The 12,443-nt window shown below is 67.9% G+C and carries 12 protein-coding genes; 9 read left to right on the top strand and 3 right to left on the bottom strand.

The window, feature by feature from the left end:
• Positions 1–74 precede the first annotated feature (74 nt).
• Positions 75–1,925 carry a tetratricopeptide repeat protein gene (locus LC490_RS12185; RefSeq protein WP_223620335.1) on the bottom strand — a complete coding sequence of 617 codons (1,851 nt, stop codon included), beginning with the start codon at positions 1,923–1,925 and terminating at the stop codon, positions 75–77.
• Between the two features lie 164 nt (positions 1,926–2,089).
• Here LC490_RS12185 and hemA point away from each other — a divergent pair, with 164 nt between their 5' ends.
• Both hemA and prfA read left to right on the top strand, forming a co-directional pair.
• The gene (hemA, locus tag LC490_RS12180) at positions 2,090–3,394 is read left to right on the top strand and encodes a glutamyl-tRNA reductase (RefSeq protein ID WP_223620334.1); all 1,305 of its coding nucleotides are present in this window, start codon (positions 2,090–2,092) and stop codon (positions 3,392–3,394) included.
• Between the two features lie 57 nt (positions 3,395–3,451).
• Complete coding sequence (gene prfA, locus LC490_RS12175; RefSeq protein ID WP_031373745.1) at positions 3,452–4,534, top strand: peptide chain release factor 1; 1,083 nt, start codon at positions 3,452–3,454, stop codon at positions 4,532–4,534.
• A gap of 204 nt (positions 4,535–4,738) precedes the next feature.
• Here the strand turns inward: prfA and LC490_RS12170 are convergent, their stop codons facing one another.
• Positions 4,739–4,885 carry a pentapeptide repeat-containing protein gene (locus LC490_RS12170; protein WP_223620494.1) on the bottom strand — a complete coding sequence of 49 codons (147 nt, stop codon included), beginning with the start codon at positions 4,883–4,885 and terminating at the stop codon, positions 4,739–4,741.
• A gap of 203 nt (positions 4,886–5,088) precedes the next feature.
• Here LC490_RS12170 and LC490_RS12165 point away from each other — a divergent pair, with 203 nt between their 5' ends.
• The 5 genes from LC490_RS12165 (at position 5,089) to ppk2 (ending at position 9,119) form a co-directional block, all read left to right on the top strand.
• Positions 5,089–5,547: an N-acetyltransferase gene (locus LC490_RS12165; RefSeq protein ID WP_223620333.1), complete on the top strand. Its 459-nt coding sequence runs from the start codon at positions 5,089–5,091 to the stop codon at positions 5,545–5,547.
• A gap of 66 nt (positions 5,548–5,613) precedes the next feature.
• Positions 5,614–7,338: a tetratricopeptide repeat protein gene (locus tag LC490_RS12160; protein WP_343223014.1), complete on the top strand. Its 1,725-nt coding sequence runs from the start codon at positions 5,614–5,616 to the stop codon at positions 7,336–7,338.
• A 112-nt stretch (positions 7,339–7,450) separates the two neighbouring features.
• A complete protein-coding gene (gene moaB / locus LC490_RS12155) occupies positions 7,451–7,969 on the top strand; it encodes a molybdenum cofactor biosynthesis protein B (protein ID WP_031373742.1) in 519 nt (172 codons plus the stop codon).
• A 5-nt stretch (positions 7,970–7,974) separates the two neighbouring features.
• Positions 7,975–8,343, top strand: coding sequence for a helix-turn-helix domain-containing protein (locus LC490_RS12150; RefSeq protein ID WP_223620332.1), 369 nt, complete (start codon positions 7,975–7,977; stop codon positions 8,341–8,343).
• Positions 8,340–9,119: a polyphosphate kinase 2 gene (ppk2, locus tag LC490_RS12145; protein ID WP_223620331.1), complete on the top strand. Its 780-nt coding sequence runs from the start codon at positions 8,340–8,342 to the stop codon at positions 9,117–9,119. Before LC490_RS12150 ends, ppk2 begins: the two co-directional genes overlap by 4 nt.
• Before the next feature lie 1,156 nt (positions 9,120–10,275).
• Here ppk2 and LC490_RS12140 read toward each other — a convergent pair.
• A complete protein-coding gene (locus LC490_RS12140) occupies positions 10,276–11,019 on the bottom strand; it encodes a helix-turn-helix transcriptional regulator (RefSeq protein WP_051885348.1) in 744 nt (247 codons plus the stop codon).
• A gap of 134 nt (positions 11,020–11,153) precedes the next feature.
• Here LC490_RS12140 and LC490_RS12135 point away from each other — a divergent pair, with 134 nt between their 5' ends.
• Both LC490_RS12135 and LC490_RS12130 read left to right on the top strand, forming a co-directional pair.
• Complete coding sequence (locus LC490_RS12135) at positions 11,154–11,576, top strand: hypothetical protein (RefSeq protein WP_223620330.1); 423 nt, start codon at positions 11,154–11,156, stop codon at positions 11,574–11,576.
• Between the two features lie 53 nt (positions 11,577–11,629).
• Positions 11,630–12,439, top strand: coding sequence for a DUF2145 domain-containing protein (locus tag LC490_RS12130; protein WP_223620329.1), 810 nt, complete (start codon positions 11,630–11,632; stop codon positions 12,437–12,439).
• Positions 12,440–12,443 lie beyond the last annotated feature (4 nt).

Raw genomic sequence — 12,443 nt, 5'->3', positions numbered from 1 at the left:
TACGGCGACCGCGACGGACTTCGCCGGGCACGAAACAGGGTGCGCCTTAAGACGCGAAGCGAACGAACGCGTGTTCACAGGCCGAGCCGCTTCAGCGCGCGCAACAGCGAGCGATTGTCGGGATCGATCTTGCGCGCCTGCTCGAAGTATTTGCGGGCTTCCTCGCGCTTGCCGCTCTGCCACAACACCTCGCCGAGATGGGCGGCGATTTCGGCGTCCTTCTGCATGGTCAGGGCGCGGCGCAGCTCGGTTTCGGCCTCCTTGACGCGGCCGATGCGGTACAGCACCCAGCCGTAGCTGTCGACGATCGCATAGTTGTCGGGCTCGGCGTTGCGCGCGCGCTCGATCAGTTCCAGCGCTTCCTGGAAGCGCGTGGTGCGGTCGGCCAAGGTGTAGCCGAGTGCGTTGAGCGCGGCGATGTTGTCGGGCTCGGCGACCAGGATGCGGCGGAAATCGGCCTCGGCGCGGGCGATGTCGTCGCGGCGCTCCCAACTCAGGGCGCGGGCGTAAAGGATTTCCGGCTCGTCCGGAAACGCCGCCAGGCCGCGCGCGAAAGCATCGTTCTCGCCGGCGTCGTTCTTGTCCTCGCCGCGCAGATTGGCCTCGACGATATAGGCGTCGCGGCGAGCGTCGTCGCCGGTCGAAGCGTCGGACTGGATCGCGCGCAGATTGGCGTAGGCCTCGTCGTTGCGCTTGAGCTTGTGCAGGACGTTGCTACTGCGCAGGCGCGCGATCGAACGCGGCTGCCCGGCAGGCACGCCCTGGTACCAACCCAGGGCTTCCTCGTAACGCTCGAGGAATTCGGCCAACTGGCCCAGCAGCAGGCGCCGCGCCGGGTCCGGCTTGGCCGCGTTGGCGCGCAATTCGTCGTAGAGCTTGGTCAGGGTCGGCTTGTCTTCGGCGCGGGCCAGGTAGGACGCGCGCAGCGAATAGGTCTGCTCGTCCTGCGGACCGCGCGCCAGGGTCGCGGCGACCGCCTGGAAATCGTTGAGCGCTTCGTACTGCTCGGCGATCAGCGCGCGCAGATTGGTGTCGCGATCGGCCAGCGCGACGATGCTCTGCAGCATTTTTCGGGCTTCGTCGTCCTTGCCCGACTCGCGCAACTGGCTCACCCGCAACAGGGCCACGCGTGGCTCGCCGGGGAAGCGGTCGACCACTTCGGCGACGATGCGTTCGGTGAGCTTGGGCTGGTCCAGGCGCTGCGACAGGCCGCCGAACGCGACCCAGGCCATCAGGTTGCCGGACGGGATCTTGCCGCCGTCGACGAGCTTCTCGAGCACGCGCGCGGCCTGCTTCGGGTCTTTGGAACCGGTGGTCAGCACGATCAGGGCCTGGCGCCAGCCGGCCTCGGGATCGTTCTCCATCAGAGCGTTGAGCTGACGCAATGCGGCGCGGTCGTCGCCGCGGCGCAGCGACAGGGTCGCTTCGGCGGCGCCGATCGAGGTGCCCTTGCCGCCCAGCTTGCGCCACAGCGCCAGGGCCTCGGCGGCCAGCGCGTCCTGCTTGGCGACCACGGCGATGCTGGTCGCCCGCTCGGCCAGGCCGACGTCGTTGGCGGCGCGCGCGGCCTTGAGATAGGCCTCGGCGGCTTCGTTCAGCTTGCCGGACTGGAGGGCGAATTCGCCGCTCAGCAGCGATTCCAGCGAGGCCCCGGTCGGGTCCTTGGCGGCACGCGCCTGGATCGTGGACTTGGCCGTGGCCAGAGCGGAGGCCGATACCGGCGTCGACGGCTCGGCGGCGGCGCTGCCGAGCCAGCCGCCCAGGGCCAGGGCCAAAACCGCGATTTGCAGGCCCCGTCGCGGCGCGGCGGGCCGGCGCGAACCGAGGCCGGCGCAGGCGAGCCGCGCGGCCTCGGCCGAGTCGTCGCTGCCGTCATCGTTGCCATCTATTGGACCGATCGAGCAAATCGAATCGTAGAGAACCACGTCGGGACCAGTGGGCCGGTAGAATGGCGGCCTTCAGCAGCCCGCAGCTTATCGCAAGCACCTGAACCGATGTCCCGCGACGCACGCCGCCTCATGAAACTTTTTTGCGTCGCCGCGACGGCGGTTTACTGCGTCCGCCGCCCGGGATCGAAGCGCGCCCACCGATGAGTCTGTTCGTTCTAGGCATCAACCATCAGACCGCGCCGGTCAGCCTGCGCGAGCGCGTGGCGTTTTCCGGCGACACCGTCACGACCGCGCTCGACGCCCTGCGCGCGCTCGCGCCGGTACGCGAAGTGGCGTTGCTGTCGACCTGCAACCGCACCGAGCTGTATGCGGTGGCCGACGACGACGGCCGCGCCCTCGCCGACTGGCTGGCTACGCACCCGGACGACGTCGGCGATCTGCACGCCTATCTCTATCGCCATCGCGATGCCGACGCCGTGCGCCACCTGTTCCGTGTCGCGACCGGGCTCGATTCGCTGGTGCTCGGCGAGCCGCAGATCCTCGGCCAGGTCAAGGACGCCTGGGCGACCGCGCGCGCCGCCGGCACCCTGGGCAGCCAACTCGACCGTCTGTTCCAGCAGGCCTTCTCGACCGCCAAGCGCGCACGCACCGACACCCGCATCGGCGCCAATCCGGTGTCGGTCGCCTCGGCCGCGGTGCGTCTGGCGCAGGAGTCGTTCGCACGCCTGGAAGACTCGACCGTGCTCCTGGTCGGCGCTGGCGAAACGGTCGAACTGGCGGCGCGGCATCTGGTCCAGGCCAAGGCCAAGCGCCTGCTGATCGCGAACCGCACCCTCGCCCACGCTCAGGACCTCGCCACCCGCCACGGCGGCGTGGCCCTGCCATTGAGCGAACTCGAACGCCACCTGGGCGAGGCCGACATCGTGCTGTCGGCGACCGCCAGCCGCGAACCGATCCTGCACCGCGCCCAGGTCGCCGCCGCGCTCGCCACCCGCAAGCACCGGCCGATGCTGTTGTTGGATCTGGCGGTGCCGCGCGACATCGCCGCCGACGTGGCCAGTTTGAAAGACGTATTCCTGTACACCGTCGACGACCTGGAACGCGCGATCGAAGACAACCGCCGCAGCCGCCGCGAAGCCGCGACCGAAGCCGAAGCCATCGTCGAGCTGCAGGTCGCCCGTTTCGTCGAGACCCTGGCCGCGAGCACGCGCACCGCGCCGATCAAGCGCCTGCGCGACCACGGCGAGGCCGCGCGCGAAGAAGTGCTGGCGAAAGCGCGCCAGCAACTGGGCGCCGGGCAGGACCCGGCGGAGGTGCTGAACTTTCTCGCCCACACCCTGACCAACCGCCTGCTGCACGCCCCGACCGTGGCCCTGCGCGAAGCCGCGCTGAGCGGCAACCCGGAGCTCGCGCGCGCGGCCGACAAGTTGTTTCCGGCGGTGGGGTCGGGAATCGGAAATGGGGAATCGGGAATCGAAACAGCGGATTCGTCGGACGACCGTTAGCGACCAGATCTGATCGCATGCGCTTCCGACTCCCGACTCCCTATTCCCGGCTCTCCAATGACCCCCACCCTGCGCCGCAAGCTCGAAGCCCTGGCCGAACGCCGCGAAGAACTCGAGCGCCTGCTCGCCGACCCCGGCGTGATCGGCGACAACGACCGCTTCCGCAAGCTTTCGCGCGAATTCGCCCAACTCGAACCAGTCGCCGTGGCGCTAGCCGAGGAAGCGCGCGCCAAGGCGGATCTGGCCGCCGCCGAAGCGATGCGCAACGATCCTGAGCTGCGCGAACTCGCCGACGAGGAAATCGCCGCCGCGCAGACGCGCCTGGAACAGCTCGACGTCGAACTGCTGGCGCACCTGATCCCGAAGGACGCGCGCGACGAAGGCGACCTGTACCTGGAAGTGCGCGCCGGCACCGGCGGCGACGAAGCCGCGATCTTCGCCGGCGACCTGTTCCGCATGTATGCGCGCTACGCCGAACGCCAGGGCTGGAAAGTCGAAATCGAGTCGTCCAATGCCGGCGAGCACGGCGGCTACAAGGAAATCATCGCCCGCGTCGAAGGCCGCGGCGCCTATTCCAGGCTCAAGTTCGAGTCCGGCACCCACCGCGTCCAGCGCGTGCCCGAGACCGAATCGCAGGGCCGCATCCACACTTCGGCGGCCACGGTGGCGATCATCGCGGTCGAGCCGGAAGGCGAACCGATCGAGATCAACCCGGCCGACCTGAAGGTCGACACCTTCCGTTCTTCTGGCGCGGGCGGCCAGCACGTCAACAAGACCGAATCGGCGATCCGCATCACCCACATCCCCAGCGGCGTGGTGGTCGAGAACCAGACCGAACGCAGCCAGCACGCCAACCGCGACAAGGCGCTCAAGCGCCTGCAGGCGATGCTCGCCGACGCCGCGGCGGCGAAGGCCGCGGCCGCGCAGGCGCAGGACCGGCGCCTGCAGGTCGGCAGCGGCGACCGCAGCCAGCGCATCCGCACCTACAACTTCCCGCAGGGCCGCATCACCGACCACCGCGTCGAAGGCCTGACCCTGTACGACCTGCCCAACATCGTCGCCGGCGATCTCGACGGACTGATCGGGCGCCTAATCCACGAGCATCAGGCCGACGAACTGGCGCGCTTGTCGGCGGGCTGAGGCGGCCCTCACCCCAGCCCTCTCCCGCCAGCGGGAGAGGGAGCAAGTCCGAGCATCGGCGGTCAAGCGACCGTACTCGCAAGCACGAAGCCTCCCTCGGCCCGGCAACTCTCGACACACAACGGACCGGCCCCGCTCCAGTTTGCGGGAGAGAGTTAAGGCGAGGACCCGCTTGCGGGAGAGGGCTAGAGCGAGGGCATGCTTTCACAGCGAAGCCGCCGCCTGGTTCAAGTCGGCCTGGTTCAAATCGGCCTGGTTCAAATCGGCCTGGTTCAAGTCGGCCTGCCTCAAGTCGGCCTGCCTCAAGTCGGCCTGGTTCCAGTCGGCCTGGTTCAAATCGATTTGACTCAGATCGACCCGACTCGAATCGAATCGCCCACTCCATCGCCACCGCGCCCGAATGGAGCCATATAGCGCACAGCGCCTGAGCCAAAGCCTCCGCCACGCCCGCGCCTTGTGCGCCGCTGCGCGATTCGTCGAAGTCGCGCCGCACAGTCATGACGCCGCGCGCGTTCAACGGCCATAATCCGCCCTCCCCTGCCGGATCGCCTGCCATGAGCCTCTCAGTTCGCCGCGCAAACCTCGACGATCTCGACCTGCTGGCTCCGCTGTTCGATCATTACCGGTACTTCTATACCCAACGCCACGACGAAAGCGTCTCGCGCGCCTTCATCGGCGAACGCCTGAGCCGCGGCGACTCGGTCGTGCTGCTCGCTACGCTGGACGGCGTCGACGGCGCCGGTTTCACCCAGTTGTATCCGACCTTCTCCTCGGTCCGGGCCGCACGCGTGTGGGTGCTCAACGATCTGTTCGTCGATCCGGCCGCGCGCCGGCGCGGCGTCGCTCAGGCCTTGCTCGACGCCGCCACCGGTTTCGCCCGCGCCGATGGCGCGGCGCGGCTGGAACTGGAGACCGACCACGACAACCTCACCGCCCAGGCCTTGTACGACGGCGTGGGCTGGCAACGCTACGACGGCACCCAGCGCTACCACCTGCCGCTCAGTGCGGCCTGATCGCGCCATGCGCAACCGCTGCATGCCCGAACCCGGCGCGAACGCCCTCGTCGCGAGGTCGGCGCCGTGAACGACCCGCGCCTCGAACTGCGCCAGGCGCTGCAGCGCAATCCCGGCGACGCCATGGCCTGGATCATGCTGGCCGAACACGAACTCGACGCCGGCGATGCGCGCGGCGGCGAAGCGGCGGCGCGACGCGCCTTGACCCTGCGGCCGGGCCACCCCGAGGCGCTCGCCCGCCTGGGCCGGGCGCAATGGATGCAGGGCCGCCGCGACGACGCGGTGACCAGTCTGCGCGCGGCCGCGCACAACGCGCCGCAGCACCCCGGCATTGCGGTGTGGCTGGCGCATGCGCTCGAAGACGTCGGCGATGCCGAAGGCGCGCTCGGGGCCTATGCCCACGCCTATGCGCTCGCACCGCGCGAACCGCAGTTGGCCGCCTATCTGCTGGCATGGCGACGCAAACTGTGCGACTGGCGCGATCTCGATGCCCTCGCCGGCCAGGTCCGCGATGCGATCGCACGCGGGCAGGCCTCGGTCGAGCCCTTCGCCTTCCTCAGCGAAGACGCCAGCGCCGCCGAACAACGCCGCTGCGCGGCGCTGCGCGCGACGGTGATCGCCGGCAGCGTGCGGCCTTTGCCGGCCGCACCGCAGAAAGACACATCGGCACCGATCCGGGTCGGCTTCCTCTCCAACGGCTTCGGCGCCCACCCGACCGGCCTGCTGATCGTCGCCTTGCTGGAAGCGCTGCAGCGGCGCGGCGGCCTCGACCTGCACCTGTTCGCCCTCAACCGCGACGACGACAGCGCCATCCGCCGCCGCCTGCATGCCGCCGCAAACGCTTTGCACGACGTCGCCATGCAACCGCACGCCCAGGTCGCCGCGACGATCCGCCGCGCCGGCATCGACGTGCTGTTCGACCTGCGCGGCTGGGGCGGCGGCGGTGCGCCGGAAGTGTTGGCGATGCGACCGGCTCCGGTGCAGGTCAACTGGTTGGCGTATCCGGGTACTTCGGCGGCGCCGTGGATCGACTACATACTGGCCGACCGCTACGTCCTGCCGGAAGCGCTGAGCGCCGATTTCAGCGAAACCGTGGCCTGGCTGCCGCGCTGCTTCCAGCCCTCCGACACCACCCGCGAACCGGCCACGCCGCCGAGCCGCGGCGAATGCGGCCTGCCCGAGCAGGGCGTGGTGTTCTGCTGCTTCAACAACAGCTACAAACTCAATCCGCGCAGCGTCGCGCGCGCACTTGCGGTACTGCGCGGCGTGCCCGGCAGCGTGCTGTGGTTGTTGTCCGGCCCGGGCCGCGCCGACCAGCGCCTGCGCGATTTCGCGAGCCGCCAGGGCATCGCGCCGGAGCGCCTGGTGTTCATGCGCAAGCAGCCGCATGCCGACTACTTGGCGCGGTTGCGCCATGCCGACCTGTTCCTCGACACCGATCCCTACAACGCCCACACCACCGCCTCGGACGCGATCTGGGCCGGTTGCCCGGTGTTGACCTGCCCCGGCGCGACCTTCGCCGCGCGCGTGGCCGGCAGCCTCAACCACCACCTCAGCCTGGAGTCGATGAACGTCGCCGACGACGCGGCCTTCGTCGCCCGAGCGATCGCGCTCGGCAACGACCCGGGCGCGCTGCGGGCCTTGCGCGACGAACTTGCCGCACGCCGCAGCGACAGCGGTCTGTTCGACATGGACGGCTTCGCCGTCGATTTCGCGGCGATGACGATGGCGATGGCGCGCAGGCAGCGCAAGGGCGAAGCGCCGACGCCGCTGCGCGGGCCGGCGCGCTAGCCGTTCCGACACACTCGATCGGATCGACCCGACTTGAACGGCCTGGCTTGAAAGGCCTGACTTGAACGGCCTGAGTTGATCAGCCCCACCCGGTTTGCGCTAGGCTGCGCGCATGACCGCAGAACGCGATTTCATCCCCCTCTCGCTGTGCGTGCTGACCGTTTCGGACTCGCGCACCCTGGCCGACGACAGTTCCGGCGACTATCTCGTCCAATCCCTCACCCAGGCCGGCCATCGCCTCGCCGAGCGCAAGCTGCTGCCCGACGATCGCTACAAGTTGCGCGCCGCAGTGTCGCAGTGGATCGCCGACGACAGCATCGACGGCATCCTGGTCACCGGCGGCACCGGCTTCACCGGCCGCGACTCCACGCCCGAGGCCCTGCTGCCCTTGCTCGACAAGGAAATGCCCGGCTTCGGCGAGCTGTTCCGCGCGATCAGCTACGACGAAATCGGCACCTCGACCCTGCAATCGCGCGCCTTCGCCGGCCTGGCCAACGCGACCTTCCTGTTCTGCCTGCCGGGTTCGACCTCGGCCTGCCGGACCGCTTGGGAAAAGATCGTCGGCGCCCAGCTCGACGCGCGCACCCGGCCGTGCAACCTCGCCACCCTGCGTCCCCGCCTCAAGGAGTGATCGGCATGCCGCTCGACACCACCCTGCGCCTGCTGGCCAAGGCCCGCGGCCTCAACGCCACCGACATCGCCACCGCGATTCCGCGTGCTGGCGTCGCCACGGTCAGCGCCTGGCTGCGCGGCGACAAGCTGCCCGGCAAGGACCAGCTCGATGCGCTCGCGCGCGCCTTCGGCGTGCCGGCGGGCGCGCTGCTGTCGGAACTCGCCAGCACGCTCGACCCGGCCCGCACTCAGGGCGAACACGACCTGCTCGCTGCCTATCGCGCGCTCAACACGCGCCAACAGGGCGCCTTGCTCGAAGTCGCCACCAGCATGGCCGGCACCCAGCGCAGTGCGGCGCCGCGCAAGACCGCGGCGAAGAAGAACAAACGATGAGCAAGCTCAAGCGCAAGGACTACGAAGCGCAGTTGGAAACGCTGCAGTTGGAACTGGTGGCGATGGCGCGTTGGCTGCAATACAGCGGCCGCCGCGTGGTGGTGCTGCTGGAAGGCCGCGATACCGCCGGCAAGGGCGGCGCGATCGGGGCGATCTCCGACCACCTCAATCCGCGCCAATGCCACATCGTCGCTCTGCCCAAGCCGAGCGAACGCGAAAGCGGCCAGTGGTATTTCCAACGTTACGTATCGCATCTGCCGGGCGCGGGCGAGATCAGCCTGTTCGACCGCAGCTGGTACAACCGCGCTGGTGTCGAGCAGGTCATGGGCTTCGCCAAACCCGCGCAGGTGAAGGCCTTCCTGCAGCAGGCGCCGGTGTTCGAGAAACTGCTGACCGACGACGGCATCCTGCTGTTCAAGTATTGGCTGTGCTGCGACCAAGAACAGCAGGAAGAACGCTTCGCCGAACGCCTGGAAGACCCGCTCAAGCGCTGGAAACTTTCGCCGATCGACTTGCAGGCGCGCAGGCATTACGACGACTACACCCGGGCCCGCGAGGCCATGCTCAAGGCCACCCACAGCCAGCACGCACCCTGGACCCTGGTCGATTTCAACGACCAGCGCCAAGGCCGGCTGACCCTGATCCGGGACCTGCTGTCGCGCTTGCCCGACACTCACCTGCCGGATTCGGAACTCGAATTCGCGCCGCTCAAGGGCAAGCCGTCGAAAGAGAAATACGGCGTGCTGAAGCCGATCCGGGCTGGCAAGAAGGGCTGAGCCCGCTCGGGTAGGTCGCGGCTCATGCTGCAGGCTTCCACCACCAAAGCGGCTGCATCGACGAATTGAAGCGCTGCTCTTGCTCGAAGAAGAAAGCGCTGCGAATCCTCTCTCTGTAGGAGCGGCGCAAGCCGCGACCGCGCTGCAACGGTCTCGCGGCGTATCGCTCAAGCAAGATCTAGATCTAGATCAAACGCCTAAAGCTTCCGTCCCTAAAGCGGCGGGTTACTTTCTTTTGTCATAAGCAACAAAAGAAAGGTAACCAAAGAAGTTGCTTTTCTTTGAATCACAGGCCCGCGCGTTCGATGCCGACGCAGGGATTTTTCATACGGGACATCCCTGTCCCGATGAAAAACGGTGCGCATCCTTGCGGGCCGCCCTCCGGGTCTTCTGCTGCCTTCGCGAGTGTTTTACGACGCACAGCAACAGCAATCCTGCAACCACGACGGCACAAAGGGTAGGAGCGGCGCAAGCCGCGACCGCGAATCTGCGGCTGCCGGCACCAGTGATCGTGGTTGCGCGGTCGCGGCTTGCGCCGCTCCTACCCTAAGAACAAAACACGCGTTGCCGTTGCCGTTGCCGTTGCCGTTGCCGTTGCCGTTGCCGTTGCCGTTGCCGTAAAGAGCTTGGCGCAGTTTCGGTCTAGCGATGCGATCGTAGACCCGGAGGGCGGCGCACAGGACGTGCGCCCAGCCTTTAAAGGAATAACTCGATAGGACAAGGATGTCCTATCGAAAAATCTCGGCGACAGCATCGTATTCGTGGCCTGTGCCCTTGCAAGGAGGGCCCTTTTCTTTGGTTACCTTTCTTTTGGGCTTAGCAAAAGAAAGTAACCCGGCCGCGTCAGCGGACGGAAGCTCTGCTCTTGCTTGATAGACGCGCCGCAAGACCATCACATCGCGGTCGCGGCTTGCGCCGCTCCTACCCTCGCGACAGTTCAAGACTTCGATCAAGGACGTAAGCGATGCGGCCTCTGCGCATTCCGTGGTCGCGGCTTGTGACCGAAGGAAATCCAGTAGGACCTCGCTCCTACCCTCGCGACGGCACGCCGCTTCGATGAATGGCATCGGCTATGTCGTTCCTGCGCGTCCCTTGGTCGCGACTCACGTCGCTCCTACAGGGGCCGCGTTCGGTGACGTCGCGAGACCGTGCGCTCTCACTCGCCCTGCGAACGCCGATACGGGTGAAACAGCTGCAACAGCCACGGCTTCTGCGCCAACACCAGGCTCACGCCGACCCGCTCCTGCGCGCTCAAGGCGGCATCGCGCGCCAACAATCCGTCGAACTCGCGCGCGACCTCGCCCAGGCGCTGCTTGAGCTGACGGATGCCGGCGACGCTCAGGGCGCCGCTGAGCAGCAGCAACACGTCCTGCTCGCCGTCGAAGGGATCCGCGAAATAGTCGCCGAGCATGCGCAAGCGGAAATGGCGCTCCATCGGACCGTCGGCACGCCAGCGGAAGTTGCGCGCGGTCAGCGGCCGGCCGCGGTTGCCGGGCATCAATTCGATGATGCCGAGCCGGTCCAAGCGCACCAGCAAGGCCGTCCACTTGACGTCGTCGAAGGTGAAATGCGCCTGCACGTCCGCCTGCTTCCATCGGTTCAAGGTCAGGAACAAGGCCAATAGCAGGGCCGGATCGTCGACCAGGGCCTGCTCCTGCTCTTCGCTGAGCATGGCCATCGGCGCGCGGCCGCGGCCGGCTTCGGCGCTCAACTCGACCAGGCCAATATCGAGCACGTCGCAGATCTGCTCCAGCCGCTGCAGGCTCATCGCCCGCCGCGAAAACATCCGCTTGACCGCGGCCTCGCTGAGCTTGAGGCGCAAGGCCAGGTCGCGGTAGGTCAGGTCCTGGGCGCGCAAAAAACGCTTCAGGCCGTCGATCAGTTCGATGGAAATCGCCATGCGTATCAAAATACGCTACCCGATGGCGAATTCCGAGACACTTTGTCGATGATTATTGCATTCGCCCCGCGTCCCACCGAGGGTGGCCCCGGACCTTCACGAGACGGTGCGAGATGCCAAGGATTGCCAGCTGCATGTGTCCCCTCGCCCTGTCCGTTTCGGCCGCCGTTGGCCTGCTGGCAGGGACGCCGGCCTTTGCGGCGGTGCAGTCCGACGGCCTCAGCCGCCAGTCCGAACTCAGCCTCAACGCCTCGGTCGAAGTGCCGGTGGCCGCGGCGCGGGCGCTATCGGCCGGGGCGAAATTCTCGGTCGCCGGGGTCGAGGCCAGCGCCGAGGGCGTAACGCTGACGGTCTCGGCGGTCGGCCTGGGCACCTCGTTCGCGGTGGCGTTGTCGGCGCAGGCGGTCAAGCAGCTCGGCCTCAAGGTTGGCCAGGCTTTGACGGTGTCCACGGTCGCCGGCGGTTGGCTGCTCAGCGGCGCCGATGGCGATCCCTTTTGCTTCATCCCCAACGAACGCGCCCGCGCGCTGATGCACAGCGAGCGGATCGATGCATGAGCGCCGCGCGCGTTCCTTTTGCTTATTCCGGATTCGCGGCCTGCAGGATGCTTATGGCCGCGTTGGCGGTGGTGGTCCTGGGAGTGTTGCCTGCACAGGGACGTGCAGGCACTCGCTGCGACAACCAGACCGTCACCCCACAGAAACTGGCCGCGGCGGCACAGACCGCGCTGACCGTCGCCACCGCGCTCGAGCAACGCGATGCACCCGCCGCGCTGGTCGCCCGCGTCGGCACCGACTTATCGGCGCAGGGCCTGGTCTATAGCCATGTCGGTTTCGTCGTGCGCGACCATGCCGCCGGCCGTTGGACCGCGGTGCATTTGCTCAACGAATGCGGCAGCGACCGCTCCGGCCTGTACACGCAAGGCCTGGTCAACTTCTTCGCCGACGATCTGGTCAACCAGGACGCGCGCATCGTCTGGCTGCAACCGGCCCAGGCCGAACGCCTCGCCGCGCACCTGCGCGGCCTGCCCAGCGGGGGCCTGCACCAGCCGCACTACAACCTGATCGCACGCCCTGGCAGCGCCGACTATCAGAACTCGACCGCATGGGTGCTGGAGCTGTTCGCCGACACCCTGCCGGACGCGTCCGCGCCCGGCAATCGGCGCGAGGCCTATCGCGCCGCGCTCGCCGACGGCTTTCGCCCCGATCGCGTGCGGATCCCCTATTCCAAGCGCGTGCTCGGCGGTTTGTTCACGGCCAATGTGGCCTTCAGCGATCACCCGATCGGCACCCGCCTCGCCGGCGACTACCCAGTGGTGACCGTGCGCTCGATCGTCGACTACCTGGCGCGCGGCGGGCACATCAGCGAGCAGCGCGAATGGCGCAACGGACGCTTGATGGCGAATCCGGGCGCGTTGTAGCCCG

Origin of the sequence: Lysobacter sp. ESA13C, from assembly GCF_019970005.1 — a bacterium.
Lineage (GTDB): Bacteria > Pseudomonadota > Gammaproteobacteria > Xanthomonadales > Xanthomonadaceae > Lysobacter > Lysobacter antibioticus_B.
The sequence above is the reverse complement of the archived record's forward strand: the minus strand, read 5'-3'. Positions and strand labels throughout refer to the sequence as shown.

What these genes read in the sequence shown, in the direction of transcription:
- hemA (WP_223620334.1), top strand. Translation starts at nt 2,090, where the DNA reads ATGAGTCTGTTCGTTCTAGGCATCAACCATCAGACCGCGCCGGTCAGC.
- prfA (WP_031373745.1), top strand. Translation starts at nt 3,452, where the DNA reads ATGACCCCCACCCTGCGCCGCAAGCTCGAAGCCCTGGCCGAACGCCGC.
- LC490_RS12165 (WP_223620333.1), top strand. Translation starts at nt 5,089, where the DNA reads ATGAGCCTCTCAGTTCGCCGCGCAAACCTCGACGATCTCGACCTGCTG.
- moaB (WP_031373742.1), top strand. Translation starts at nt 7,451, where the DNA reads ATGACCGCAGAACGCGATTTCATCCCCCTCTCGCTGTGCGTGCTGACC.
- LC490_RS12150 (WP_223620332.1), top strand. Translation starts at nt 7,975, where the DNA reads ATGCCGCTCGACACCACCCTGCGCCTGCTGGCCAAGGCCCGCGGCCTC.
- ppk2 (WP_223620331.1), top strand. Translation starts at nt 8,340, where the DNA reads ATGAGCAAGCTCAAGCGCAAGGACTACGAAGCGCAGTTGGAAACGCTG.
- LC490_RS12140 (WP_051885348.1), bottom strand. Translation starts at nt 11,019, where the DNA reads ATGGCGATTTCCATCGAACTGATCGACGGCCTGAAGCGTTTTTTGCGC.
- LC490_RS12135 (WP_223620330.1), top strand. Translation starts at nt 11,154, where the DNA reads ATGTGTCCCCTCGCCCTGTCCGTTTCGGCCGCCGTTGGCCTGCTGGCA.
- LC490_RS12130 (WP_223620329.1), top strand. Translation starts at nt 11,630, where the DNA reads ATGGCCGCGTTGGCGGTGGTGGTCCTGGGAGTGTTGCCTGCACAGGGA.